Consider the following 24,579-nt stretch of genomic DNA (forward strand, 5'->3'; position numbering starts at 1 on the left):
ATGGGGTGAACCCTCGAAGGGAGAGCAGATGAGCTGGGTGGAGATCGGGTCCGAGACTGAGCTACGCGAATTGCTCGGCGAGGTCATGCCGAGGGCGGCGACCAAGGAGCGCGTACGGCTGCACGAGCGTGACCGGGAGTGGCTGGCGGCCTCCCCGTTCTGCCTGATCGCCACGTCGGACGACGCGGGCGCCTGCGACGTCTCGCCCAAGGGTGACCCTGCCGGGTTCGTCCACGTCATTGACGACACCACGATCGCCATCCCGGACCGGCCGGGCAACCGCAGGGCCGACGGATTCCTCAACGTCCTGACGAACCCGCACGTCGGGCTCATCTTCCTGATCCCCGGCCGCAACGAGACCCTGCGCGTCAACGGGCGGGCCAGGCTCATCCGCGAGGCCCCGTTCTTCGACGAGATGATCGTGAAGGGCCACCGCCCGCACCTCGCGCTCGTGGTGGAGATCGAGCAGATCTTCTTCCACTGCGCCAAGGCGTTCCTACGCTCCTCGCTGTGGAAGCCGGACAGCTGGGAGCCCGAGGTCCTGCCCTCGCACGCGCGGCTCGTCAAGGACGTGCAGAAGGTGGAGGAGAGCCTCGAACAGCTCGAGAGCTACTACGGCAAGACCTACGCCGAGCGCCTCTACGGCTGACCTCGGAGCCCGCCGCTCGGCCCCGGGCTGGGCGGCGGTGCTTTTCAGGCAGCTTTCAGGCGTTTCAGGCGGCGGAGGTCGGACCGCCCGGGAAACGGATGACGTTGCGGCCGCTGTAGGCCCGCAGGTCGATCACCTTGGGATCGTCGGGCTGCTTGCGGCGGCCGGCCGAAGGAATCTCGCGGACCTTGTGCCTGGCGATGTGTGGCGGCACCACCACAAGCCTCTTCATCGTGAGCCCCCCGTGATGACTTTGTTATCTAGTTATCTACCGAAGGACCGATAAATCCGGCGTAAAGAGAGCACGTCAGTAGGGGAGTGTGCGGCCCGCCGGGGTCCGCAGGTCCAGCTCCAGAGCCGGCTTCGTGGGCCGCTTGGTCGTCGACTTCGTGACTCTGACACGTTTCATGGCCTCCCCCTTCGGAAGCGCGTGTCCGCGCCGCTGGGCGGCGGCATGACGGGCACCCGCCATGCGCGCCAACCTAACGGGCCACCACCGGCTCTCTCAATGCATTTCTACGAATGTCATGCTCCGGGCGTGAACCGGGCCGTGACAGCGATCCGGTTCCACGCGTTGATCATGGCCAGCGCCACGATGAGCAGTCCCAGCTGCTTCTCGCTGTAGTGCCGCGCGGCCTCCTCCCAGACCGCGTCGGGCACTCCCGCGCCGTCGGCCAGCCTGGTCGCCTCCTCCGCCAGCGCGAGGGCGGCCCGCTCGGCCGGCGTGTAGACGGTCGCCTCCCGCCAGGCGGCCACCGACCACAGGCGCTCGTCGCTCTCACCGGCCTTCTTCAGGTCGCGGCTGTGCATGTCCACGCAGTAGGCGCAGCCGTTGATCTGGCTGGCGCGCAGCTTGATCAGCCCGAGGGTGGCGGTCGGCACCTCGCCCTCGTGCAGCAGCTTCTCCACGGCCAGGAAGTGGTGGAACGCCTGCGGAACCTGCTCTGCGACGTTGATCCGCTGGGTCATGTGGTTCTCCTCAGTTCGTTTGCAGGAGGACGGGGTGGGCCGTCCAGCTGTGACAACTTCCGCGAAGAAAGTGGCATCTAACCCGCCATGGAAGCGCTGAGAGCGGGGGATCCCCAGCGCATCGGGGACTACTGGCTGGCGGGGCGGCTGGGCTCGGGCGGGCAGGGTGTCGTGTACGACGCCTACGACGCCGGCGGCCGACGGGTCGCGGTCAAGGTGCTGCACGCGAACGGCGACCGCGCGATCCGCGACCGGTTCGCCAAGGAGGCCACGGCGGCGGGGCGGGTGTCGTCGTTCTGCACGGCTCGCGTGCTGGCCACCGATCTGGAGGGGAGCAAGCCGTACCTGGTCTCGGAGTACGTGCCGGGGCCGAGCCTGGGCGCGGCCGTGCGGGACGGGCGCCGGTTCGGCGGCGACGACCTGCACCGGCTGGCCACGGCGGTGGCGACGGCGCTGACCGCGATCCACGACGCCGGGGTCGTGCACCGCGACCTCAAACCGGACAACGTGCTGCTCGGACCCGACGGCCCACGCGTGATCGACTTCGGCATCGCGCGCACGATCGACATGTCGCTCACCAGGACCGGCGAGGTGTCGGGCACGCCGGCGTACATGGCGCCCGAGGTGTTCACGGGGCAGCGGGCAGGCACTCCGGCCGACGTGTTCGCGTGGGGCGCGGTCATGGTGTTCGCCGCGACCGGGCACGAGCCGTTCGGCGCCGAGAACCTGGGCGGCGTCATGCACCGGGTGCTCTCGCACCGGCCCGACCTGAGCGCGCTGCCCCCGCGGCTGGCCGCGCTGGTCGAAGCCGCCCTCGACAAGGACCCGGCGGCCCGGCCCGCGGCTCGTGACCTGCTGCTCGCGCTGGTCAGCGGGACCGGCTCCGACGTCATGGGGCTGCTGGCGGCCGGCAGCCGGACCGCCCGGGACGTGCACGGTCCCGGCCACGCCGATCCCGCGCTCGGCACGATCGCGGAGGACGCCTACGAGTCGCTGGCTCCCGAGGAGCGGGAGGTCGCGGCGGAGGTGTTCCTGCGCCTGGTGGCCGTGGACGGGGACGGGCACGAGGAGGGGCGGACAGCCGGGTACGAGGAGCTGTTCGACGGGCGCTCCGAACGCGAGTCGGCGGCGGTCAAGCGGGTGCTGGAGGCGTTCTCGTACGTGATCGCCGACGGGGACGGCTCGGTGGCGCTGTCGCGTCCCGGCCTGCTGCGCGCCTGGCCGAGGCTGCGCATGTGGGTGGACGCCGACCGCGACGGCCTGGCCCTGCTGAACACCGTCAACGCCGCGGCCCGGCACTGGGCGGGCAACGGCCGCCGCGACGCCGACGCGTTCCAGGGCAGCCGCCTGGAACAGGCGCTGAGCTGGGCCGCCACCGGGCGCCGCCACGTCACGCTGACCCCGCTCGAACGCGATTTCCTGCGCGCCGGCACCGACCTGACCAGGCGCCGGGCCAGACGCCGGACGCTGACCACGGTCACGCTGGCCCTGCTGCTCGTGGCGGCGCTGGTGGCCGGCGGGCTGGCGGTCCAGCAGCGCCAGGAGACCGCCCGCCAGCGCGACATCCTCGCCGCCAAGCAGGTGGCCGCCGAGGCCGACCGCCTGCGTACCGCCGACCCGGCCCTGGCGATGCTGCTCAGCGTGGCGGCCTGGCGGGTCTCGCCGGCACAGCCGGAGGCCCGCTCCAGCCTGATCGCCTCGCTGCAGCAGCAGGAGACGGCCGTCTTCCGCGAGCCGCCGGTCAAGGGCTCGGCCGAGCGGCTGCTCAGCCGCGACGGCCGCACGCTGGTCAGCGCCAGCGAGGGCGGGGTCAACGTGTACGACGTGCGCACCCACGAGCGCACGGCGAGCTGGCCCGAGATGAAGGTGAACGGGACGATCACCGGCACGCCCGCGCTGAGCCGCAGCGGCCGGCTGCTGGCCGAGACCTCCACGGAGGAGCTGGGTGTCTGGGACCTGAAGACCGGCAGGAAGCTCCTCGAACGGCGCATTCCACCGGCGTTCGAGGGCGTCTACACCGCCGTGTTCGGCGAGCACGAGACCACGCTCACGCTGATGTACGCCAGGCAGGAGATCTATTACCTGCTCGACGTGTCCACCGGCAGGCGGTTCGGCAAGGGCGTCTTCGAACAGCGCGGCGAGGTGGCGGTGAACGACCCGCTCGTGGACCCCTCGGGCCGGCACCTGCTGCTGCCGGGAGGCCGCTTCGACCAACTTTCGCTACCGGGCTGGCGGGCGGAGCGGCCCTTCCGCGCCTGTGTGACGCATCCCGACCTGGCGGCGTTCAGCCAGGACGGCAGGACGCTCGCCTGCGGCAACGGGACCGAGGTCGCGCTCGTGGACGTCGCCTCGGGCCGGGCCTTCGGCGACCCGCTGACCTGCGAGGTCTGCGGATCGGAAAGCAAGCTGCGCTTCAGCCCGGACGGCCGCCACCTCGCGGCCTACCACGGCAGAGACGTGCAGGTCTGGGATCTGCGCACCCGGCGGCCGGTACTCGGCTACCGCGCCGAGGGTGAGCCGGCGGATGTCGCCTTCGACCCCGACGGCACGACGCTGCGGTACGTCGTGGACGACGCCGTCGTCAGCCTGGACCTGCGGTCGCGTACGCACGTGACGGGGACGCCGGGCTCGGTCTTCCTCAGCCCGGACGGCTCGTTGGCGGCGGTCCAAGCCGGAAAGCGGCTTCAGATCTGGGACGCGCGCGCGGGCAAGGAGACCGGCAGCCTTCCCGTCGGCGATGACGACGGGGAACCCGCGGAGTTCCACGGAACGAGGCTGGCCGTCACGGACGCCAACGGCACGATCGCGCTCTGGGACGTGCGGACCCTCGCGAAGCTCTGGTCGACGCGGGTGTCCAAGCCGGCCGGCGCCGTCAACGACGTGCACTTCACCCGGGACGGGCGGCGGCTGGTGACGAACATCGTGTTCTCCCAGAACCCGGTGGCGAAGGAAGTGGTACTCGACGCCGCCGACGGCCGCGTGCTGAGCTCGACCGACACCAGGTACCAGGGCGGGCCGTTGCTGCCGGGCGGCACGGCCTACGCGTCGCTGCTCGGCGGCAGGTTCGTCGACCTGCGCACCGGCAAGCCCGTGGGGGCCGGGTTCGGGGCCACGAACGCGATCGAGTTCAGCCGGAACGGGCTCATGGCCGTGAACGAGGCGGCCACCGGGCGGATCGGGCTGTGGTCGGTGGACGGGCCGACCCGGCTGAGCCCCGCCCTGCCCCGGGCCGCCGACGACCTCCTCCTGCTGGCCTTCTCACCCGACGGCGGGACCCTGGCCTCCGTCACGGAGAAAGGGGCGCTCCAGCTCTGGGACGTCGAGACCAGGCGGCGGCTCGGCGGGTCCTTCCGGCTGGGGGACGGCCCGGTGTCGCTGGCGTTCGGCACGGACGGGGAGACGTTGTACGCCGGGACCGACGAGGCCCTGCACGCGATCCCCGTGCGGAGTGAGCGGGTCGCGCAGGAGGTGTGCGCGCGGGCCGGGCGTTCGCTGTCGGCCGATGAGTGGGCCCGGTACCTGGGCGGCGTGCCGTACCGGAACGTCTGTCCCTGACGGACGCCGCCCTCCAGGGACCTCAGCCCTTGCAGTTGCCCCAGGTCTTGCGGCCGCCCCAGGCCTCGACGCGGTTGTCCGGGTCGCGGGTCCAGCCGGCGTACTTCACGCACTTCCACTTGCCGTCGATGTGGCCGGTCTCGGCGTAGAAGCGGTACTTCTGCACGTCTTCCGCCCGGCCGCCGCCCCTGACCTCCAGGTAGGCGCCGGTGACCGTGCGGGTGCCCGTGTACGCGCTCTTGATGGCGGTCACGCAGTTCTTGCCGCTCCCCTTGTTGTACATCAGGTACACCTGTCCCAGCACCGCGCCCTCGCGGGTCTTCATCGCCCGCTGGCCGTCCTTGACACGATGGAAGCCGGGGCCGCAGACCCGCTCGGGGGTGTAGCGGGCCGTGGCCGCGTACGCGGAGGAGGGGGTGGCGACGATCCCGGCCGCGACCAAGGCCGTCGCGATGACCGTTCGGGTGAGCACGAGCTTCCCTTCGGCAGGGGTAATAAGGACAACGTCGATCTTTACTGTGCCTTGACCGAAATATCAAGGGGTTGTGGTAAATGCCGCTTATCGCGGTGTGCGCGGCCTGGGCCGTGTTCTGGGGCTCCTGGTCGGCCCTCCTGCCTGCCATCAAGCTGGAGCTGGGCATCTCGGCGGGGGACCTGGGACTCGCGCTGAGCGCCGTACCCGTGGGGGCCCTGCCCGCGATGGCGCTGACCGGGCGGCTGGTGCGGGGGAGCGAGCGGACCGCCCTGCTGGTGACGACGGCGCTGTTCGGGTTCAGCGTGGCCGGGATCGGGCTGGTGGCCACACCCTGGCAGCTCGCGCTGGCGCTGCTGCTCGTGGGGGCGACCAGCGGGGCGCTCGACATCGCCCTGAACCTGGCCACGGGGCGCGCCGAGCGCGAGACCGGCCGCCGCCTCTTCCAGCCCGTCCACGCGGCCTTCCCGGTCGCGGTCATAGCGGCGTCGCCCGCCACCGGCCTGGCCCGATCCCTGGGCCTGGGCGTCGGCACGGTCCTCGTGATCATCGCCGTGATCGTGATCGCCACGTCCCTGACGGTGCTGGCGCTGCCCGCGGGCGAGGGAATGCCCGCCTCGTCCGGCGGCCCGGACAAGCGCGCGCTGTGGGGTGCCGCGGTCGTGGTGGGGGCGCTGGCGGCCTGCGTCCTGGTCATCGAGAACTCGGTCGAGCAGTGGTCGGTGCTGCTGCTGGAGGAGCACCGCGGGGCCGCGCCCCTGGTGTCGAGCGCCGCGCCGTCCGTCTACATGGCGGCGCTGACGGCCGGGCGCCTCGTCGTGCAGGCGCTGCCTCGGGTGCCGCTGCGGGCGTTGTACCTGGTGGCGGGGGTGGGCGGCGGCGCGGGCATCGCCCTGGCGGGGCTGGGCGGCACCGTGCTCGCCTCCTTGGCGGGCTTCGCGGTGACCGGGCTGGCGCTGGGCCCGCTGGTGCCCGCCCTCCTCAGCCGGGCCGCCGCCGACGACCCGAGCGGAACGCTGGTGTGGGGGGTGTCGACGATCTCGTACGCGGGGTTCGTGATCAGCCCGCTGCTCGTCGCGGCTCTGAGCGGATGGCTCGGCCTGCCCTCCGCCCTGGCCCTCCTCGGCCTCCTGGGCCTGCCACTGGTGGCCCGCTTCGCCCGGTCCTGACCGATTTCGAGGGACATTTGGGGAAATTGGTTGGCCTTTGAGGAAGAGAGGCCATAGAACCGGGTATCCCCCCGGCGGAATGGACTGTAGGAGGGATCACCATGGCTGTCTGCGAGACCTGCGGAAATGACTACGACATGGCGTTCGAGGTGCATGCGCAGGGAGCTGTGCACACCTTCGACTGCTTCCAGTGTGCGATCGAGGCGATGGCGCCCATCTGCGAGCACTGTGGCACCAAGGTCATCGGGCATGGGGTGCAGTCGGGCGAGCACTGGTACTGCTGCGCGCATTGTGCGCGCGAGGAAGGCAGCCAGGGCCTCGTCGACCGCATCATGGCCACCACCGGCCGCTGACCCACCCCGCCTCCGCGCGCGGGCGGGTTACGGGAGCAGGGTGCGGATGCGGGTGACGGCCTCCTCAAGGGGACCCGGGGGGACCGGGGCGGCGAGATCGACGGTGATGTGGCCGTTCTTGGCCTCCCAGACCCCCGCGACCCGCCCCTCGTGAACGACCACGGGGGAGATCCACCCCGCCTGACGGCTCACCTTGGGCTTGAGGGGCGGCGGGATCAGCGGGGCGAGACCGCGCGGGGCGCCGAGGATGTACTGGTCGAAGCCCGGCAGCAGGTGGACCTCGGCCGACGGGCCGGTGGCGGCGAGGTCGTCGAGGTGCTCGGTCAGGGCCAGCAGCGGCTGGCCGTCGTCGGTCTCCACCTCGGTCAGCTCGGGCGCCAGGTCGCGGAACCATCCCTTCAGCACCGTCTTCTTCGCCACGCCGCCGAACAGCCACGTGTCGAACATCTCCGGCGTCGCCGGCCCGTGCGCCCCCAGGAACGCGCGCGCCACCCGTACGCCGGCCTCCTCGTACGGCGGCAGCGCGGCGGGCCATCCGGCGAGCCAGGTGCGCGGGGAGGTGAAGGTGACCCTGCCGTCGCGGGGCGGGCCGTAGCAGAGCTCGCCGAGGCGGCTCAGCGGCTTGAGCAGCGCGCCCCAGCCGGACGTGAGCGCCTCCCGCAGATGAGCGTCCCCGGTCACCGTCACCACGGCGTCGACGAGCTCCTCCCTGGTCAGCGCCGGCCCACCCGGTGCCCCGTCGCGCAGGGCGCGGGGGACCGCGTCGATGATCGCCGCGATCTCGTCGGCGGTGACCCCGTGGCCGCGCTGCCACGAGCCCTTCTCCCAGAAGCGCAACGTGCCCAGGGCCGCGCAGAAGTCGGCCAGCTCGTCGGCGGGGAGGAGGTGGAGGGTGCCCCGCATGATCCACGTCTTGACCAGCGTGCGGTCGCTCCACAGGGCCTGGTCGATGCCGCCCGGGTCGGGCTTGTCGCTCCGGACCGCCACCGCGAGCTGGGCCGAGGAGGCGACCTGTGCCTGGACGCCGCACAGGCGCCGGGCCACCGCCACGGGATCGGGCGCGTCGGGCTCGCTCACGAACTGTCTGCGCAGGCGCCAGGCCAGGATCTGCGGCCAGGTCAGCTTGGTAGTCACGCGTCCACTTCTACACCCGGCCGCCGACACTTCCGAACGGGTCAGCCGGTGAAGCCGATGTCCTCGTAGCGGAGGACGTAGAAGCCGCGGGCCCCCACGTTGGCCAGCGTCTGGCGGGCGGCGACGTTCTGCGGGCGCTGGTAGAGCGGCAGTACGTTGACCTCCTGCCAGATCAGCGCATCCGCCTCGTTGGCCGCCGCGCGCGCCCGCACCGGGTCGAGGCTCTGGGCGGCGCGGTTCATGGCCTGGTCGATGGCGGGCGAGCCGGTACGGCCGAAGTTCGCGTTCCAGGTCTTGCCATCGGCGGAATTGGCATAAATCCCGAAACTGCTGGAAACCGGGAAAGGCGTCCCGATGTACGCGAAGGGCGTGATGTCGAAGTTGCCGGGGATGACGTACTTGGTGAAGAAGTCATCGCTCGGCACGGCCTGAAGGGTCAGCTTCACGCCGATCTGGGCGAGCATGGTCTGCGCCAGCTCCCCCTCCGCCTTGCTGATCTGAACCCCCGACGGCACCACGAACCGCAGCTCCAGCACCTTGCCGTTCTTCTGCCTGAACGAGCCGCTCAGCTTCCACCCGGCCGCGTCCAGGAGCCGCCGCGCCTGACCGGGGTCGTACGCCCCGAGCTTCCCGGCGTTGTCCTGGTAGCCCTCCTGGGTGTTCATGAAGAAGTGGTTGTTCAGCAGGGCGATCGGCCAGTCCAGGCCCTGCAGGTCCGACTGCGCGATGGCCTGGCGGCTGATGCCCAGCTGGACGGCCTGCCGGACGTTGCGGTCCTTGAGCAGTTCACTGGACCCGTTAAAGGTGAAATGCCGGAAATCGGGGCCGGCCGCCTGCCGCACCTGCGCCCCCGGCGTGCCCTTCGCCCGCGCGTAGTCGGGCGCCGACGGCCCCACGTCGATGAGGTCGAGCTCCCCGTTGCTGAACGCCGAGATCAGCGAGTCCTGCTCCGACGACCGATAGATGATCTTGTCGAGCTTCGCCCGGTTCCCCCACCACGAGTCGTCCCGCACGATCGTGATCGTCTTCGCCGTCTGGTCGAACCCCCCGAACCTGAACGGCCCGGCCGTCATCGGGATCTTGTTCAGCCAGGCGTTGTCGAAGGCCTCGGGCGTCCGGTTGGTGGCGGCGGGCAGCAGCGGCCCGAACAGCGCCTGCCAGTCCCCGAACGGCTTGTCGAACGTCACCACCACCTCGAAGTCGTCCTTCCCCCGCGCCACCTTCTCGATGTCCTGGTAGCCGGTGGACGAGGCGATGTGGAAGGCGGGGTTGCGCCCGTTCAGCGCGTGCCACTGGGCCTCGTAGTCGGCCCAGGTGATCGGCTTCCCGTCGGACCACTTCGCCTTCGGGTTCAGCTTGTACGTGACCACCTGCTTGGGCCGCTGTTCGGTCACCTCGGCGTCGAGCACGTAGTTGCGGTCGACCGAGATCTCCGCCTTCTCGTCGGAATGGAACGGCGAGGGCAGCAGCGCGTTGCTGACCACGGCGGCCATGGCCAGGTTGCCGTCGACGTGGTTCCTGTTCCACTGCGCGGGGAACTCGTTGATGCCCCACCGCAGTGTCCCGCCGTCCTTGACCTTGTCGCGCGGCTGCGGGTTGATGTCGTAGGCCTTGATCGTACGTTCGTCACCGCCGCTCTGCCGGCCCGGCCCGCTCCCCGTGCCCTTGCCGCAGCCCGCCAGGCACAGCGAGGCCGTGACAACGGCGGCCACGACAAGACGTGATGCTTTCATCGAGAGAATTCCTCCTGGTCAGAGCGAGGTCTATACGACTTCGCGCCTCTCGGCGTAATGGCAGGCCGCCCCCTGGTCCTCGCCCAACGGACGCACCTCGGGCTCGACGTCCACGCAGAGCCTGCGTTGTTCGTCGGTGAGCTCGCCGCGGAACTTCGGGCACCTGGTGCGGAATCGGCAGCCCGTCGGAGGGTTGGCCGGGCTGGGCAGGTCGCCTTCGAGCAGGATCCGCTCCCGGGCGCGCTCGCGTACCGGATCGGGCAGCGGGATCGCCGACAGCAGGGCCTGCGTGTACGGGTGCGCCGGGGCGTCGAACACGGCGTCCACCTGGCCGATCTCGGCGATCCTGCCGAGATACATCACCGCCACCCGGTCGGCGATGTGCCGCACGACGGCCAGGTCGTGCGCCACGAACAGGTAGGACAGCTCCAGCCGGGCCTTCAGCGAGCCGAGCAGGTTGATCACCCCGGCCTGGATCGACACGTCCAGCGCGGAGACCGGCTCGTCCAGCACCAGCAGCCGGGGCTCCAGGGCCAGCGCCCTGGCGATGCCGATGCGCTGCCGCTGGCCGCCCGAGAAGTCCTGCGGGTAGCGGGCCGCGTGGGAGGCGTCGAGCCCGACCAGGGCGAGCAGCTCAGCGATGCGCCGACCAGGACGCCGCCGCCCGTGCGTACGCAGCGGCTCGGCCAGGATGTCGTGCACCGTCATGCGCGGGTCGAGCGAGGCCAGCGGATCCTGGAAGACGACCTGCATGTCGCGCCGGATCGCCTTGCGCTCGGGGCCGCTCAGCCGCGCGGTGTCGCGTCCGAGCACGACGATGCGCCCGCTCTGGGGCGCGGCCAGCTCCAGGATCTGCGTCAGCGTGGTCGTCTTGCCGCTGCCCGACTCGCCGACCAGTCCCAGCGTCTCGCCCTGCCGGATGTCGAAGCCGACCCCCGCCACCGCGTGCACCGTGCCCACCCTGCGCTTGAAGATCGCGCCCTTGAGCAGCGGATATTCCTTGACCAGGCCGTGCACCTCGAGCACCGTGCGCTCGCCGCGCTCGCGCCGTCCCGGTTCGACGGGGACGAGGACGGGCTCGCGGGGGCGTACCTCCTGCCAGCGGATGCAGGCCGCCCGGTGCCCCGCCCCCACCTCGAACAGCGGCGGCTCACCCTCGTCGCAGGCGTCGATCTTCATCGGGCAGCGCGGCGCGAACGGGCACCCCGGCGGCAGCGCCTCGGGGGAGGGCGGGCTGCCCTCGATGGGCGCCAGCGGCTGCCGCGCGCCCCGGTCCACGCGCGGGATCGAGCCGAGCAGGCCCACCGTGTACGGCATCCGCATTCCGTAGTAGATGTCGTCCACGTCGCCGACCTCGACGGGACGCCCGGCGTACATGACCAGCACCCGGTCGGCGAACCCGGCCACGACGCCCAGATCATGCGTGATCATGATGATCGCCGCGCCGGTCTTCCGCTGCGCCTTCTTCAGCACCTCCAGCACCTGTGCCTGGATGGTGACGTCGAGCGCGGTGGTCGGCTCGTCGCAGATGATCACGTCGGGGTCGTTGGCGATGGCCATCGCGATCACCACGCGCTGCCGCATGCCTCCGGAGAACTCGTGCGGGAAGGCCAGCGCCCGCTCGGCCGGCCGCGGGATGCCCACGAGCTCCAGCAGCTCGACGGCCTTGACCATGGCCGTCTCCTTGCTCACCCGCTGGTGCACGCGCACCGCCTCGGCGATCTGGTCGCCGACGCGGTAGACGGGGGTGAGCGCCGAGAGCGGGTCCTGGAACACCATCGAGATGGTCTTGCCGCGGAAGGACGTCAGCTCCCGCTCGGGGGCCCCGATCAGCTCCTTGCCGTGCAGCCGTACGGACCCGGTGACGCGCGCTCCCGGCGGCAGCAGCCCCATGACGGCCGCCGACGTGACCGATTTGCCCGACCCCGACTCGCCGACGATGCCCAGGACCTCGCCGGGCTCCACGTGGTAGCTCACCCCGCGTACGGCCGGCACGCCGCCGAACGACACGTTGAGGTCGGTGACCTCGAGGACCGGGCTCATCGCCGCCTCCTCCGCGAGGCCGAGGGATCGAACGCGTCACGCAGCGCGTCGCCCATGAGGTTGACCGCGAGCACGGTGACCACCAGCAGCCCCGCCACGAACCAGAACGTCCACGGCGCGTAGACCGCCGTCCTGGACCCGTCGGCGATGAGCGTCCCGAACGACACGTCGGGCGGCTGGATGCCGAACCCGAAGTACGACAGCGAGGTCTCGGTGAGGATCGCGCTGCTGACGTTGAGCGTGGCGTCCACGATCAGCAGCGACGACAGGTTGGGGATCACGTGGCGGAAGATGATCCGTACGGGGGACACGCCCATGAAGCGGGCGGCCTGGATGAACTCCCGCTCCTTCAGCGAGATCGTCATCCCCCTGACGATCTTCGAGGTGACCATCCACAGGAACAACGCCAGCATGACCACGAACAGCGGCCACTGCCCGGCCTCGAACAGCGGCGACATGATCGCCAGGATGAGGAAGCCGGGCAGCACGAGCAGCAGGTCGGTCACCCAGTTCAGCGTCCGGTCCGTCCACCCCAGGAAGTAGCCCCCGAACGCGCCCACCACGGCCGACAGCGCCGTGGAGATCAGGGCCGCGAGCAGCCCCACGACCAGCGACTTCTGCATGCCGCGCAGCGTGACCGCGTAGACGTCAGCGCCTGTTTGGAGCGTTCCGAACCAGTGGGTGGCCGACGGCGGCTGCATGAACGCGGTGAAGTCCTTGTCGGTGTAGGTCCACCTGGAGAAGATCGGCCCCGCGAACGCCAGCAGGAACATCGCGGCCAGCACCGCGAACCCGATCCGCCCCTGCGAGGAGCGGAAGAACCGCCCGGCCACCACCCGCAGCCGGGACGGCGCCGTGGCCGCCGTGCCGTCGGTCAACTCCTCGGCGAGCTCCTCGTCGGAAAGCGTCATCACGCCCGCACCCTCGGGTCGAGCGCCGCGTGCAGCAGGTCGGAGACCAGCGCGGAGCACAGCACGGCGACGGCGGCGAGGAGGGAGATGGCCGCGACGGTGTTGACGTCGTTGCTGAAGATGGAGTTGATCAGTTGCTCCCCCAGCCCGTGCCAGCCGAAGATCTTCTCGGTGAACGTCGCCCCCGTCAGCAGCGCCCCGAACGTGAACGCGAAATAGGTCACGACCGGGATGAGCGCGGTCCGCAGCGCGTGCTTGACGAGCGCCCGGCGCCTGCTCAGCCCCTTGGCCAGGGCGGTGCGGACGAAGTCGGCGCCCTGCACGTCGAGCATCATGTTGCGCTGGTAGCGGCTGAAGACCGCGACGAGCCCGACCGACAGCGAGATCGTCGGCAGGATCAGGTGTTGCAGCCGGTCGACCACGTGCCCCCAGAACCCGGTCTCCAGCCCGTCGGTGTACTCGCCGCTGACCAGGAACACCGAGCGGCCGAACACGTTCTCGTTGGCCCAGGCGGCGACCAGGATCAGCATGTTGGCCAGCACGACCACCGGCACGGCCAGCACCACGAAGGACAGGGCGGTCGAGATCCGGTCGAACCAGCCGTACTGCCGGACCGCCGCGAAGGCGCCCACCAGCACCCCGAGCAGGCTCCCGAACAGCATCCCCAGCACGACCAGCCGGGCCGTCACACCCATGCGCCGCTTGAGATCCTCATTGACCGGAGCGCCCCCGACGGACTTGCCGAAGTCGCCGCGCATCACCCCGCCCGCCCAGGTGGCGTAGCGCTGCAGCAGCGGCGTCTTGTCGTTGAGGTTGAGCGCCGTGAGCTGCGCGTCCACGACGGCAGGCGGAGGTTTTGGCGTGCGGTCCGCGTAGTTGGAGCGAGGATTCAGAGCCGTGGCAGCCAGAAGGTAGGCGAGACTGGCGGCCACTACGACCAGCACGGCGTAGTTGAGCAGCCTGCGGGCCAGAAACCCCGCCATCGCGCTCCCCCTCCGACGCGCACCGCACGTAGTTATATTGCTACACCATGTGACGGGTCGCGCGCAGGGAACCGCCGAAGATGGTCGGCTCCGGAGATGGTCAGCGTCCGGAAAGCTCGTCCACGGCGGTGCGGACGTCCTCGCTCGTGATCGTCGTCAGGTCGGCGGAGCTGGCGGACCCGCCGCGCGAGGCGTGGGCGGCCAGCCGCACGTCGCGGCGCATGGCGGCGCGCTCGAACAGCGACCTGGCGAAGCGGCCGTTGCCGAGCCCGTCGATCAGCCGCTCCTCGCACACCCAGGCGAACACGTCGTCGAGGTCGCGCAGCGCCTCCTCGTCGAAGGTGTCGCCGGCCTTCCCGGCCAGCAGCACCGCGATCTCGGACAGCTCCTGCGGCGAGTAGCTGGGGAAGCCCACCCGCTGGTTGAAGCGGCTGGCCAGGCCGGGGTTGGTGGACAGGAACGCGTCCATCTCGCGCTCGTAGCCGGCCAGCACGATGACGAGCCGGTCGCGGTCGTCCTCGGCCCGCTTGAGCAGCGTCTGCACGGCCTCGGCGCCGAACGCGTCGCCGCCCTGGTAGCCGGGGTTGACCAGGCTGTAGGCCTCGTCGATGAAGAGCACGCCGCCCAGGGCCCGGTCGACCAGCTCGTTGGTCTTGATCGCGGTGGCGCCGAGGTGCTGGCCGACCAGGTCGGCGCGGTGCGCCTCGACCACGTCGGGCCTGGCCAGCAGGCCGAGCGCGGCGAAGATGCGGCCGATGACCCTGGCGACCGTGGTCTTGCCGGTGCCGGGCGGGCCGACGAACACGAAGTGCCGCATCTGCGGCGGGGTGGGCAGCCCGCGCTCCTGCCGCATGCGCGCCATCTGGAGCTGGGCCGCGATGGCGTGGACCTGTCGCTTGACGGGCGCGAGGCCCGCCATCCGGTCGAGGTCGGCCAGCGCCTCCTCCAGCGTGGGCGTGGCGACGTAGCCGCGGAAGCGCGCGGTCAGCTCCTCGAACGCCTTGGTCACGTCGGGCGTGGTGGTGGTCACCAGGTCCTCGGTGGTCGGGGTGCCGCCAGCGCCCACCACGCGCACGTCACGGGCCTGCGCGGCGGCCTCGACCAGGCTGCGCGCGAACCTGGCGTTGCCCAGCTCGTCGACCAGGCCGCGCCGGTGCACGTCCTCGAACAGGCCGAGCAGCACCCGCCTGGTCTCGGCGTCCATCGTGTCGCCCCGGCGCCGCTGGAGCAGCTCGGTGACCTCGACCAGCTCGGTGGGGGAGTAGCCGGGGAAGCGCACCCGGGTGGCGAACCGGCTGGCCAGCCCGGGATTGCTGGACAGGAACGCGCCCATCTCCTGCTCGTAGCCGGCCAGGATGATGATCAGCCGCTCGCGGTCGTCCTCGGCGCGCTTGAGCAGCGTCTGCACGGCCTCGGCGCCGAACCTGTCGGGCTGCCCGTCGGAGGAGTTGACCAGCCCGTACGCCTCGTCGATGAAGAGCATGCCGCCCAGGGCCCGGTCGACCAGCTCGTTGGTCTTGATCGCGGTCGCGCCCAGGAACTCGCCCACCAGGTCGGCCCGCTGCGCCTCGACCACGTAGGGGGTCTCCAGCAGGCCGAACGCGTAGAAGATCTTGGCGAGCGCGCGGGCGACGCTGGTCTTGCCGGTGCCGGGCGGGCCGAGGAAGACGAAGTGCCTGGTGGGCCGCTCGGTGGTGTAGCCGGCCTCGGCGCGCAGCCGGGACGCCTCGATGGAGGCGGCGATCGAGCGCACCTGCTCCTTGACGGGGGCCAGGCCGACCATGCTCTCCAGCTCGCTGAGCGCCTCCTCGACGGAGATCTGCGGAAGCCCGCCCTGCCTGTCCTGCGGGGACTCGGGCCTGCCCTCGCGCGCCCTGACGCGTACCTGCTGCTCCTCGGCCGCTGCGCTCTCCGCCTTGACCTTGCGGGCCAGCACGAACCGGTAGACCAGCACCGCGGCGGCCACCGCGTACGCCACCCAGACCGCCACGTTCGCCGAGACGAACGAGAGCGGCACGGCCAGCACGCCGGCGGGGGCGAGCGCCAGCAGCGTGGTCACCCACGGCGCCACCCAGCGGATGAGGTGGGCGCCCGCGGCGGCGGGCAGGGCCAGCGCGACCATCAGGTGCACCGAGCCGGAGCCCGCGGGGAACAGCCCGGAGAAGACCGGCAGCGTCAGCACGACCCAGCCCGCGACCACCAGCACGGTGGCGGCGGCCCGGGGGAAGCGCATGGTCAGCGCGACGAACGCGAGCCCCAGCAGGGCGAGGGGGAAGGTGTTGAGCAGATTCCACCCGAGCGCCGCCCCCAGGCCCATGACGGCGACCAGCACCACCACGTAGAGGACCCGGCGCACGGCCGGGGGAATCTGGTAATAACGCAGCCGAACCTTCTCGAACAGATCCCGCGCCGCGACCCGCCCCGCGGCCTGGGCCCTGCCGGACTCCTGCATCACGCCTCCCCGGTCCGCCCCCGGTTATACCGCACCGGACCGACGATTGGGCGCTCCTGACACGCTAGGTGGAGGTCACGAAAGCGGCGATCTGTCGCCCGAGTTCGGCCCCCGCGTCCTCTTGCAGGAAGTGCCCGGCGCCCTTGATGACGGGATGCCGCAGGCCGGACGTGCCCGAGATCGACTTGAGCAGAATGGGCGCCATGCCCCCGGTGATCGGATCTCCGTCGGAGAACGCCACGAGGAAAGGCCGTTCGAGTGTCGTGAGAACCTGCCAGGCAGCGCGGTTGGCGGGCGCGGCCGGGTCGTCGGGGGTGATCGGGACGAGGCTCGGCATGACGCGAGGGCCCGCTTTGTACGACTCGTCGGGGAACGGCGCGTCGTAGGCCGCCCGGACCTCCTCGGGCAACTCCGTCCTGCAGCCGGCCTGGACGAGCCGGGCGATGTCCAGCACCGGGGCCTTGAGCACGGCGTTCCTGAACTGGTGCCACACCTCGGGCATGGGAATGTCACCCGTCGGCAAGCCCGTGTTGGCGGCCACGATCCTGGCGACGCTCTCGGGGTGCTCGGCGGCGATCCGCAGCCCGATCAGGCCGCCCCAGTCCTGGCCGACGACGGTGACGCGACTCAACCCGAGCGCGTCCAGCAGCAGGGCTCGGGTCCACTCGACGTGCCGGGCGTAGGTGTGCTCGGCCTGGTCGGCGGGTTTGTCCGAGCGGCCGAAGCCGACGAGGTCCACCGCTATCGCGCGCAGCCCGGCCGCGGCCAGCTGGGGCATGACGTGCCGGTAGAGGAACGACCAGCTCGGCTCGCCGTGCAGGAGCACGACGGGCTCGCCGTCGGCGGGGCCCGCCTCGACGTACGCCATCCGCAGGCCGTCGGGGACCTCGGCGTAGCGGGGCTCGTAGGGGAAGTCCGGCAGGTCGGCGAAACGCTCTTCTGGCGTGCGCAGGATACGCATAGAACAAGATTCTAGCTAGCGGCGCTGATGCCGCCCAGGGAATTCGCCGACGAGCACTTGTTTGGGGGTGACGCGCAGGACGTCGGAGTCGGGCTGGGCGATCCCGCGTACCTCCACCCAGAACCGCCGCTGCAGCGGGTCCGCCGCGAACACCGCCACCCTGGGGTCGGCCGCGATGGCGTCCCACGCCTCCAGTTCCGTGATCACCCGGAGCTCACCGGACGAGGTGACGGTCGCCACCGCGCCGGCGACCCGGGGACCGAGGGCGTCGCCGTAGGAAAGGACGATGCTGCGGGCGTACGAGAAGGTCTGGCGCACCTCCGGGTCCAGCGTGACGGACGGTTCGGCGCCCACGGGCAGGTCGCACATGATCAGGGAGGTCCGCCAGGGGCCCGGCCCGCCCCGCCACCAGGCCCGCGCCGCCCGCGCCCCGAACACGGCCATCGCCGCCGCGAGCGCGGCCAGCCCCACCCGCCACGCCCACGTCGCCGCCGGCTCGGCCCGCCAGGCCTCCAGCAGCCCGCCCGCCGCGCAGGCCGCCGCGGCCAGGACGACGAGCGCGGTCGCGGCAGGCAGCCACCGATCGCCGCGGTGACGGGCGCGCAGGTAGCCGCGCACCATCGGGTACGGCACCGCCACGGCGGCGACGGCGGCCCTGGGCTCCACCGCGAGCGCCCCGCCCACCAGCGGGACCAGCACGGACCAGGTCCTGCCGAGCAGGATCCAGAGCAGGACGCCGACGTTCCTGCGGGCGGTGCGGTCGATCTGCGCCGCGTGGACGTGCTCCCGGGCCTCCCGGGCGCGCGTGGTCTCGGCCAGCGCCAGGAGCGGGCGGCCGCGCCACGTCTCGGCCAGGGCCCGTACGGCCGCCAAAGCGGGCCACCCCAGCACCACGATGCCCGCCAGCCCCGCCCAGACCGGGTCGAGCGCGGACGGAACGGACGGCACCACCCCCAGCAGCAGCCAGGCGGCGAACGCGACCACCGACACGGCCGCCGACACCACCGCCGCGCCGAGCCAGGGATCCCGGCAGAGCATCGCGGGCACGTACGACCACAGGCCCACCCGCCGCGCCTGCCTGACCGTGAGCGGCGCCAGGAGCACCAGCACGGCGAACCCGCCGAGCTGGGTGTCCCGGTCGAGGAGGAGCGCGGCCCCGGCGATCGCGAGCGTGGCGAGCGCGACCAGCAGGCGGGCCTGGCGGGACCAGACCTCCAGCGCCCGCCTGACCCGGCCCGTCTCGCGCGGGTCGACCGGCCAGGCGGGATCGTGGTGCGGGCGGGGGTGGTCCCAGCGCAGCAGGGACAGGCCGAGGTTCATGCGGGCCTGGGGGTTCGCGGGGTCGACGGCGAGCGCGGCCCGGTACGACCGCTCGGCGCCGGTGTGGTCGCCGCCCAGCAGCGCCAGGTCGCCCAGCATGACCTCGGGGTCGGGCCGCTCCGGCGCGAACTTCCCGGCCAGCGTGGCGTGCTCCACCGCCTCCCGCCGGCGGCCGGGGGAGCGGCGCAGGATCGCGGCCAGGCGCAGGCGGGCCGGCCAGGAGCCGCGGGCCAGCTCCACGGCATGCTCGGCGGCGGGCAGCGCGTCGGCGTCGCGGCCCAGCCGTTCGTGGGCGAGGCTGATGAGCCGGTACGCCCATTCCGCGCCCGGATCCAGGTCGGCCGCGCGGCGGGCGGCGTCGAGCGCGGACTCGGGGCGGCCGGCGTTCAGCCTGGTCAGGGCCTCGTCACACCATTCACGTGAGGATCGGTCGGAAATATCGCCTTTTCTGTCACTTTCGTCGCGCCCCACGGTCTCCATGATCGGGTCGAGGGCGAACCCTGGATAGATGCCGACATATGGCTGTATCTCTCTAGAGAGGTAACGGGGCATCTGTGGATCAGTCGATACTGCTATGACAAGTGCTGGACATGCCCTAAGCTGCGACGCAAGCCGGAGTGCGAGGAGTCGAGGCGGAGGAGCTCGAGAAGGAGCGAGCGTCGAGCCGGGCTCTCGCCGCCGACCAAAGAGCACGTGCGGGCCCTGTCAACGGATCGGCCTGCAAGGAGGCCCATGACCGTCATACAGGCCGCACCCCTCGTACGGACTGCCGATCGGGAGCACGGGGACCGCCGCTGGTCCATTCTCGTGCTGCTCTGCGTGAGCCTGCTGCTGATCACCGTCGACGCGACCGTCCTGCACATCGCGGTGCCCGCGCTCACTGCCGCGCTGGAGCCGTCCGCGGTGCAACTGCTGTGGATCATCGACATCTATTCGCTGGTGGTCGCGCCGCTGCTGATCATGTTCGGCACGCTCGGCGACCGGTACGGGCGCAAACGGCTGGTGCTGTGCGGCTACCTCCTGTTCGGCCTGGCCTCGGCCGGGGCCGCGTTCGCCCCGTCGCCGCTGACCCTGATCCTGGCCAGGGCGCTGCTCGGCATCGGCGGAGCGATGATCATGCCGGCCACGCTGTCCCTGATCCGCCAGATCTTCACCGACAGGCGCGAGCGCGCCATCGCGCTGGGCGTCTGGAGCGCGGTGGCGGCGGCCGGCGCGGCCGTCGGCCCGCTCATCGGCGGCGTGCTCGTCGGCATCTGGTGGGGCGCCGTCTTCCTGATCAACGTGCCGATCCTGCTGGCGCTGATCCCCGCCGCCATCCGCCTGCTGCCGGACTCGCCGGGGCGCAAGGACAGGGGATGGGACGGCGCGAGCGCGGTGCTGTCGGTGCTCGGCATCCTGGCGCTGGCGTTCGGGCTGAAGGAGGCGGGCTCGGGCAGCCTGATGCCGCTGTGGGCGTCGGTGCTGGTGTTCCTGGCCGGGCTGGGGCTGCTCTTCCTGTTCGTACGACGCCAGACGCGCCTGCGCCACCCGCTGCTGGAGGTCGGGCTGTTCCGGCGGCGCGAGTTCACGACCGGGGTGGCCGGTGTGCTGCTCGGCGTGTTCGCGCTGGTGGGCCTGCAGCTCATGCTCGCCCAATACCTGCAGCTCGTGCTCGGCGACAGCCCGCTGCGCGCGGCGATCCGGATGTTGCCGCTGGTGATCTCGGCCATCTCCGGCGGGCTCGCCGCCGCCCACATCCTGCCGCGCATCGGCATGCGGACCACGATGAGCGGCGGGCTCGGGCTCGTCGCGCTCTCCCTCACCCCCACGCTCTCCTGGGGCGTCGAGGGGCATCCCGTGATGCTGGCGTTCTGCTTCGTGGGCATCGGGTTCGGGGTCCAGGTCGCGCTGCTGGCCGCCTCCGACACGATCATGTCCGCGGCGTCGGAGTCCCAGGCGGGCGGGGCCGCGGCCATCGAGGAGACCGCGTACGAACTGGGCGCCGGCCTGGGAGTGGCCGTGCTCGGCACGATCACCGCCGTCGTGTACGCCCCCGGCCTGCACTCCGTGCCCGGCGTGTCCGCCAGCGGCATGGACAAGGCCAGGCAGTCGCTCGCGGGCGCGGCGCACGTCGCGCACGAGGTGGGCGGCAGCGCGGGCGGCGCCCTGCTCGACGCGGCCCGATGGGCCTTCGTGAACGCCCTGCACACGACCGTGGTCGTGAGCGTCGTCCTGCTCAGCCTGACCGCCGTCGCGGTGGCCACGCTGCTCAGCCGTGATTGAGGTGTGCCATGTCCCGTTCAGGGCAGACAACTACCGTGAAACAGGCCCTCCGTGATCTTGCTGCTTTAGTCGCCCGCGTCGGCGTGGGCGGCATCTTCTTCGCGAACGGCTGGACCAAGCTGGAAGACGGGCTGAAGGCCACCGGGGCGAAGTTTCTCGCGCAGGGCGCCCCCGCACCGGGCGCCTGGGCCACGGTGACCATGCTCACCGAGCTCATCGGCGGCGCGCTGCTGATCGCGGGCCTGGCCGTCTCGGTCACGGGCCTGATCCTCTTCGCCGAGGCGCTGGGGGTCTTCGTGGTGGCCCCGCCGCTCAACCCCATCAGCCTGAACGAGCTCATCCTCCTGGGCGCCGCCTCCCTCCTGCTCGCCGTGGTGGGCGCGGGACGGGTGTCGGTGGACCACATGGTGGTGATCAGGCGGAGGGAGTCGGAGGCGGCGAACGAGTTCGCGGCCGACACGGAGGCGGACCGCGTCATCGCCTCGCTCCGGGAACCCGACAAATCACCGGCTCCGGAGCCGGAGGCGCAGGACGAGCCCGCGGACACCGCCGCCACGGAGGACACGGCGCCCCATCCGCGGCCGCGCGCCAAGAGCGGGGAGACGAGCCGCGCGCAGGACCCCGCACCGGCCCCGGGCGACACCCTGGTCGCCGGCCGCAAGAAACCCACCGCCCGCACCCGCCGCCCACCCTCCGACTGACCCCACCCCGAGCTGCCCACCCCGCGTCGCCCACCCCGAGCCCCGTCGTCTGGGTCTCGCGCCCCCCGCCAGTGTGCCGGGGAGCGGCGCCTCGGCGGTAGGGGGTGCGTGGGGCATGTGAGATGGGCTCATGTTTGGGTCTTGTTGGCCGCGCGGACGCGGCGGATGCTGGTGGGCGAGCCCCCGGTACCCCCAGCCCCGTGAGGTGCCCCATGCCGCGCCGCTCAGCCCACCGGTTGATCGTCCTCGTGCTCCTCCTCGCCGGCACCCTGGTGATCCCCCAGGCCACGGCCACCGCCAAGACCACCAAAACCACCACGGCAGCCCAGGTCAGCGGTTTCATCGACGCCCACAGCCACCTCTTCTCCTACGAGGCGTTCGGCGGCCGGCTCATGTGCGGCAAGCCGTTCGACCCCGACGGCATCGCCAAGGCGCTGGCCGACTGCCCCGACCACTACCCCAACGGCGAACTGGCCTGGTTCGAGAACTTCACCCGCAGGGGCACGGTCACCGGCACCCACGACCCCGTCGGCTGGCCCACGTTCAGGGACTGGCCGGCGAACGACTCGCTGACCCACCAGCAGGCGTACTACACCTGGGTCGAGCGCGCCTGGCGGGGCGGGCTGCGGATCCTGGTGAACGACCTGGTGGCCAACCGCCAGCTGTGCGCGATCTATCCCCTGAAGAAGAACTCGTGCGACGAGATGACCATCATCAGGCTCCAGGCCCAGCGGGCGAGGGAGCTGCAGGATCACATCGACGCGGAGCAGGGCGGGCCGGGCAGGGGCTGGTTCCGGATCGTGGCCGATCCGGCCGAGGCCCGGCAGGTCATCCAGGCCGGCAAGCTGGCCGTGGTCCTGGGGATCGAGACCTCCGAGCCGTTCGGCTGCCGCCAGATCCTGGGCATCCCCCAGTGCACCAGGGCGCAGATCGACCGGGGCCTGGACGAGATGTACGCGCTGGGCGTACGCAGCATGTTCGTCTGCCACAAGTACGACAACGCCCTGTGCGGCGTACGGTTCGACTCCGGCACCCAGGGCGCGATCGTCAACCTGGGCAACTTCCTCGGCACTGGCTCCTTCTGGCAGGCCCGCACCTGTACGACCCCCGAGCACGACAACCCGATCGACCCGGGCGGCGTCCTGCCCGACCCGATCGCGGGACTGCTGCCTCCCGGCGTCTCGCTGCCGGTCTATCCCCCCGCCCCGCACTGCAACACCAGGGGCCTGACCGCGCTGGGCGAGTACATGGTCCAGGGCATGATCCGCCGGGGCATGCTGATCGAGCTCGACCACATGAGCGTCAAGGCCGCCGACCGCACGCTCGACCTGCTCGAAGCCGCCCGCTACCCGGGCGTGATCTCCTCCCACAGCTGGGCCGACCCGCTCTACTTCGACCGCATCTACGCCCTCGGCGGCATGATCACGCAGTACGGCCACGACGCGGAGCACTTCGTCGCCGAGTGGGCCCGCACCAGGCCCTCCAGGCAGGCGCACCAGGTCGCCGGCTACGGCTACGGGCTCGACGTCAACGGCATGGGCAGGCTGCCGGCCCCGCGGGCGGGCGCCAACGGGGTGACGTACCCGTTCAGGTCGTACGACGGCAGCGTGCTCCTGGACCGGCTGCGCACCGGCCAGCGGGTGTGGGACGTCAACACGGACGGCGTCGCCAACTACGGCCTGGTGCCCGACTGGATCGAGGACATGCGGATCATCGCCGGCGACGAGATCGTCCGGGACATGGCGGCCGGCGCCGAGTCCTACCTCCGCACATGGGAGGCGGCCACCTCGGCGAAGCCGTGACCGCCCCGGCTATTCTGGCGGCAGGGCGGAGCGAGGGGCGTGGATGGCGGCCAGGTCCGGCAGGGCGCGCGCGACGGTGCGTGACGTCGCGGCGGAGACGGGGCTGTCCATCGCCACGGTCTCCCGCGTGCTCAACGGCCAGTCCAACGTCGCCCCGCACACCCGGGAGCTGGTGCTGCGCGCCGTCGGGCGCCTCGGCGACCAGGCGCCGCGGCCGCGCACGGTCCACGACCCGTCGGCCGGCGCCGTGTACGTGCGCTGCCCGTACGTGCTGACCGACTATTTCGGGCTCATCGTCTCCTCGGTGGGGGAGACCATCGAGCTGCACGGAAGACAGATGATCCTCGGCGCGGGCGAGGCCGCCCAGGAGGCCCCGGTGCTCGCCGGGCTGCCCGGCAGGCAGGGCGTGGCCGGCGCGATCCTCGTCCTGCCCCCGGAGCCGGGCGACGAGCTGGTACGCCTGCGCGACAGCGGCTTCCCCTTCGTGGTGATCGACCCGAGGACCCCGCCCCCCAAGGACATCGCGGCGGTCTCGGCCGCTCACTTCGCGGGCGGGCGCAAGCTGATGGCGCACGTGGTCGGGCTGGGCCACCGCCGGGTCGGGATCATCGGCGGCCCGGTGGAGTGGCTGCCGAGCGAGGCCAGGCTCGCGGGTTACACGGCCTCGCTGGCGGACGCCGGGGTGCTGCCCGAGCCCGAGCTGCTGCGCAGCGTGCCGGAGCCGAGCACCGAGTACGGCTACCTGGCGGCCTGTGAGCTGCTCGACCTGCCGGAGCGGCCGACGGCGCTGGTGGCGTTCAACGACAAGATGGCCGTCGGAGCGCTGTGGGCGGCGGCCGAGCGCGGGCTGAGCGTCCCAGGCGACCTGTCGGTGGCGGGCTTCGACGACATCGACGTCAGCAGGGCCACCTCGCCCGCCCTCACCACGGTGCGCCAGCCCCTGCAGGAGATGGGCCGGATGGCGGTCACGCTGCTGATGCGGCTGCTGAGCCGCCACACGGTGGAGGCACTGCACGTCTCGCTCGAGACCGAGCTGATCGTCCGCGGCTCCACCGGCCCCGCCTGATCGTTTCATTTGTTTCATAGCCACAAATGGGCCTTGACGCTGCC

At 71.6% G+C, this 24,579-nt stretch carries 19 protein-coding genes; 8 read left to right on the forward strand and 11 right to left on the reverse strand.

All coding sequences use genetic code 11. The features are described from left to right. Positions 1–28: 28 nt before the first annotated feature. Entirely contained in the window at positions 29–649 is a 621-nt protein-coding gene (locus ACWDX9_RS15930) for a pyridoxamine 5'-phosphate oxidase family protein (protein WP_449954022.1), read from the forward strand. A 64-nt stretch (positions 650–713) separates the two neighbouring features. On the opposite strand, the gene ACWDX9_RS15935 is transcribed toward ACWDX9_RS15930, so the two are convergent. Both ACWDX9_RS15935 and ACWDX9_RS15940 read right to left on the reverse strand, forming a co-directional pair. Then, positions 714–881 (reverse strand): hypothetical protein, encoded by a 168-nt coding sequence (locus ACWDX9_RS15935; protein ID WP_449954025.1) that lies wholly within the window; start codon positions 879–881, stop codon positions 714–716. 293 nt (positions 882–1,174) lie between these two features. Next, a complete protein-coding gene (locus tag ACWDX9_RS15940; RefSeq protein WP_449954028.1) occupies positions 1,175–1,618 on the reverse strand; it encodes a carboxymuconolactone decarboxylase family protein in 444 nt (147 codons plus the stop codon). An 87-nt stretch (positions 1,619–1,705) separates the two neighbouring features. On the opposite strand from ACWDX9_RS15940, the gene ACWDX9_RS15945 reads away from it, so the two are divergent. After that, positions 1,706–5,173, forward strand: coding sequence for a protein kinase domain-containing protein (locus ACWDX9_RS15945; RefSeq protein WP_449954030.1), 3,468 nt, complete (start codon positions 1,706–1,708; stop codon positions 5,171–5,173). 22 nt (positions 5,174–5,195) lie between these two features. On the opposite strand, the gene ACWDX9_RS15950 is transcribed toward ACWDX9_RS15945, so the two are convergent. Continuing rightward, positions 5,196–5,645, reverse strand: a complete 450-nt coding sequence (locus ACWDX9_RS15950; RefSeq protein ID WP_449954033.1) for a hypothetical protein — start codon at positions 5,643–5,645, stop codon at positions 5,196–5,198. 80 nt (positions 5,646–5,725) lie between these two features. Between ACWDX9_RS15950 and ACWDX9_RS15955 the strand changes: the two genes are divergently transcribed. Together ACWDX9_RS15955 and ACWDX9_RS15960 are read left to right on the forward strand one after the other, a co-directional pair. Beyond that, positions 5,726–6,814, forward strand: coding sequence for an MFS transporter (locus tag ACWDX9_RS15955; protein ID WP_449954036.1), 1,089 nt, complete (start codon positions 5,726–5,728; stop codon positions 6,812–6,814). 101 nt (positions 6,815–6,915) lie between these two features. After that, positions 6,916–7,167 (forward strand): hypothetical protein, encoded by a 252-nt coding sequence (locus ACWDX9_RS15960; protein WP_350739188.1) that lies wholly within the window; start codon positions 6,916–6,918, stop codon positions 7,165–7,167. A gap of 27 nt (positions 7,168–7,194) precedes the next feature. Here ACWDX9_RS15960 and ACWDX9_RS15965 read toward each other — a convergent pair whose 3' ends face one another. The 8 genes from ACWDX9_RS15965 to ACWDX9_RS16000 all read right to left on the reverse strand — a co-directional run bounded on the left by ACWDX9_RS15965 (position 7,195) and on the right by ACWDX9_RS16000 (position 19,175). Further along, positions 7,195–8,301: a winged helix DNA-binding domain-containing protein gene (locus ACWDX9_RS15965; RefSeq protein WP_449954038.1), complete on the reverse strand. Its 1,107-nt coding sequence runs from the start codon at positions 8,299–8,301 to the stop codon at positions 7,195–7,197. Between the two features lie 41 nt (positions 8,302–8,342). After that, positions 8,343–10,034 carry an ABC transporter family substrate-binding protein gene (locus tag ACWDX9_RS15970; protein WP_449954040.1) on the reverse strand — a complete coding sequence of 564 codons (1,692 nt, stop codon included), beginning with the start codon at positions 10,032–10,034 and terminating at the stop codon, positions 8,343–8,345. A 30-nt stretch (positions 10,035–10,064) separates the two neighbouring features. Then, a complete protein-coding gene (locus ACWDX9_RS15975) occupies positions 10,065–12,077 on the reverse strand; it encodes a dipeptide ABC transporter ATP-binding protein (RefSeq protein WP_449954042.1) in 2,013 nt (670 codons plus the stop codon). Next, on the reverse strand, positions 12,074–12,988 hold the full coding sequence (locus ACWDX9_RS15980; RefSeq protein ID WP_449954045.1) for an ABC transporter permease: 915 nt from the start codon (positions 12,986–12,988) through the stop codon (positions 12,074–12,076). Before ACWDX9_RS15980 ends, ACWDX9_RS15975 begins: the two co-directional genes overlap by 4 nt. Beyond that, positions 12,988–13,971 (reverse strand): ABC transporter permease, encoded by a 984-nt coding sequence (locus ACWDX9_RS15985; protein WP_449954048.1) that lies wholly within the window; start codon positions 13,969–13,971, stop codon positions 12,988–12,990. The genes ACWDX9_RS15980 and ACWDX9_RS15985 overlap by 1 nt, the downstream gene beginning before the upstream one ends. 100 nt (positions 13,972–14,071) lie before the next feature. Then, on the reverse strand, positions 14,072–16,423 hold the full coding sequence (locus ACWDX9_RS15990; RefSeq protein WP_449954051.1) for an AAA family ATPase: 2,352 nt from the start codon (positions 16,421–16,423) through the stop codon (positions 14,072–14,074). A 64-nt stretch (positions 16,424–16,487) separates the two neighbouring features. After that, positions 16,488–17,384, reverse strand: a complete 897-nt coding sequence (locus tag ACWDX9_RS15995) for a haloalkane dehalogenase (RefSeq protein ID WP_449954052.1) — start codon at positions 17,382–17,384, stop codon at positions 16,488–16,490. Between the two features lie 15 nt (positions 17,385–17,399). After that, a complete protein-coding gene (locus tag ACWDX9_RS16000; RefSeq protein WP_449954055.1) occupies positions 17,400–19,175 on the reverse strand; it encodes a tetratricopeptide repeat protein in 1,776 nt (591 codons plus the stop codon). A gap of 261 nt (positions 19,176–19,436) precedes the next feature. Here ACWDX9_RS16000 and ACWDX9_RS16005 point away from each other — a divergent pair, with 261 nt between their 5' ends. The 4 genes from ACWDX9_RS16005 to ACWDX9_RS16020 all read left to right on the forward strand — a co-directional run bounded on the left by ACWDX9_RS16005 (position 19,437) and on the right by ACWDX9_RS16020 (position 24,535). Then, positions 19,437–20,966: an MFS transporter gene (locus ACWDX9_RS16005; RefSeq protein ID WP_449954058.1), complete on the forward strand. Its 1,530-nt coding sequence runs from the start codon at positions 19,437–19,439 to the stop codon at positions 20,964–20,966. 35 nt (positions 20,967–21,001) lie between these two features. After that, the gene (locus ACWDX9_RS16010) at positions 21,002–21,667 is read left to right on the forward strand and encodes a DoxX family protein (RefSeq protein WP_449954061.1); all 666 of its coding nucleotides are present in this window, start codon (positions 21,002–21,004) and stop codon (positions 21,665–21,667) included. A gap of 212 nt (positions 21,668–21,879) precedes the next feature. Continuing rightward, positions 21,880–23,469, forward strand: coding sequence for a membrane dipeptidase (locus ACWDX9_RS16015; RefSeq protein ID WP_449954064.1), 1,590 nt, complete (start codon positions 21,880–21,882; stop codon positions 23,467–23,469). Between the two features lie 43 nt (positions 23,470–23,512). Then, positions 23,513–24,535, forward strand: a complete 1,023-nt coding sequence (locus tag ACWDX9_RS16020) for a LacI family DNA-binding transcriptional regulator (protein WP_449954067.1) — start codon at positions 23,513–23,515, stop codon at positions 24,533–24,535. Positions 24,536–24,579: the final 44 nt, after the last annotated feature.

The organism is Nonomuraea sp. NPDC003201 (assembly GCF_053590415.1).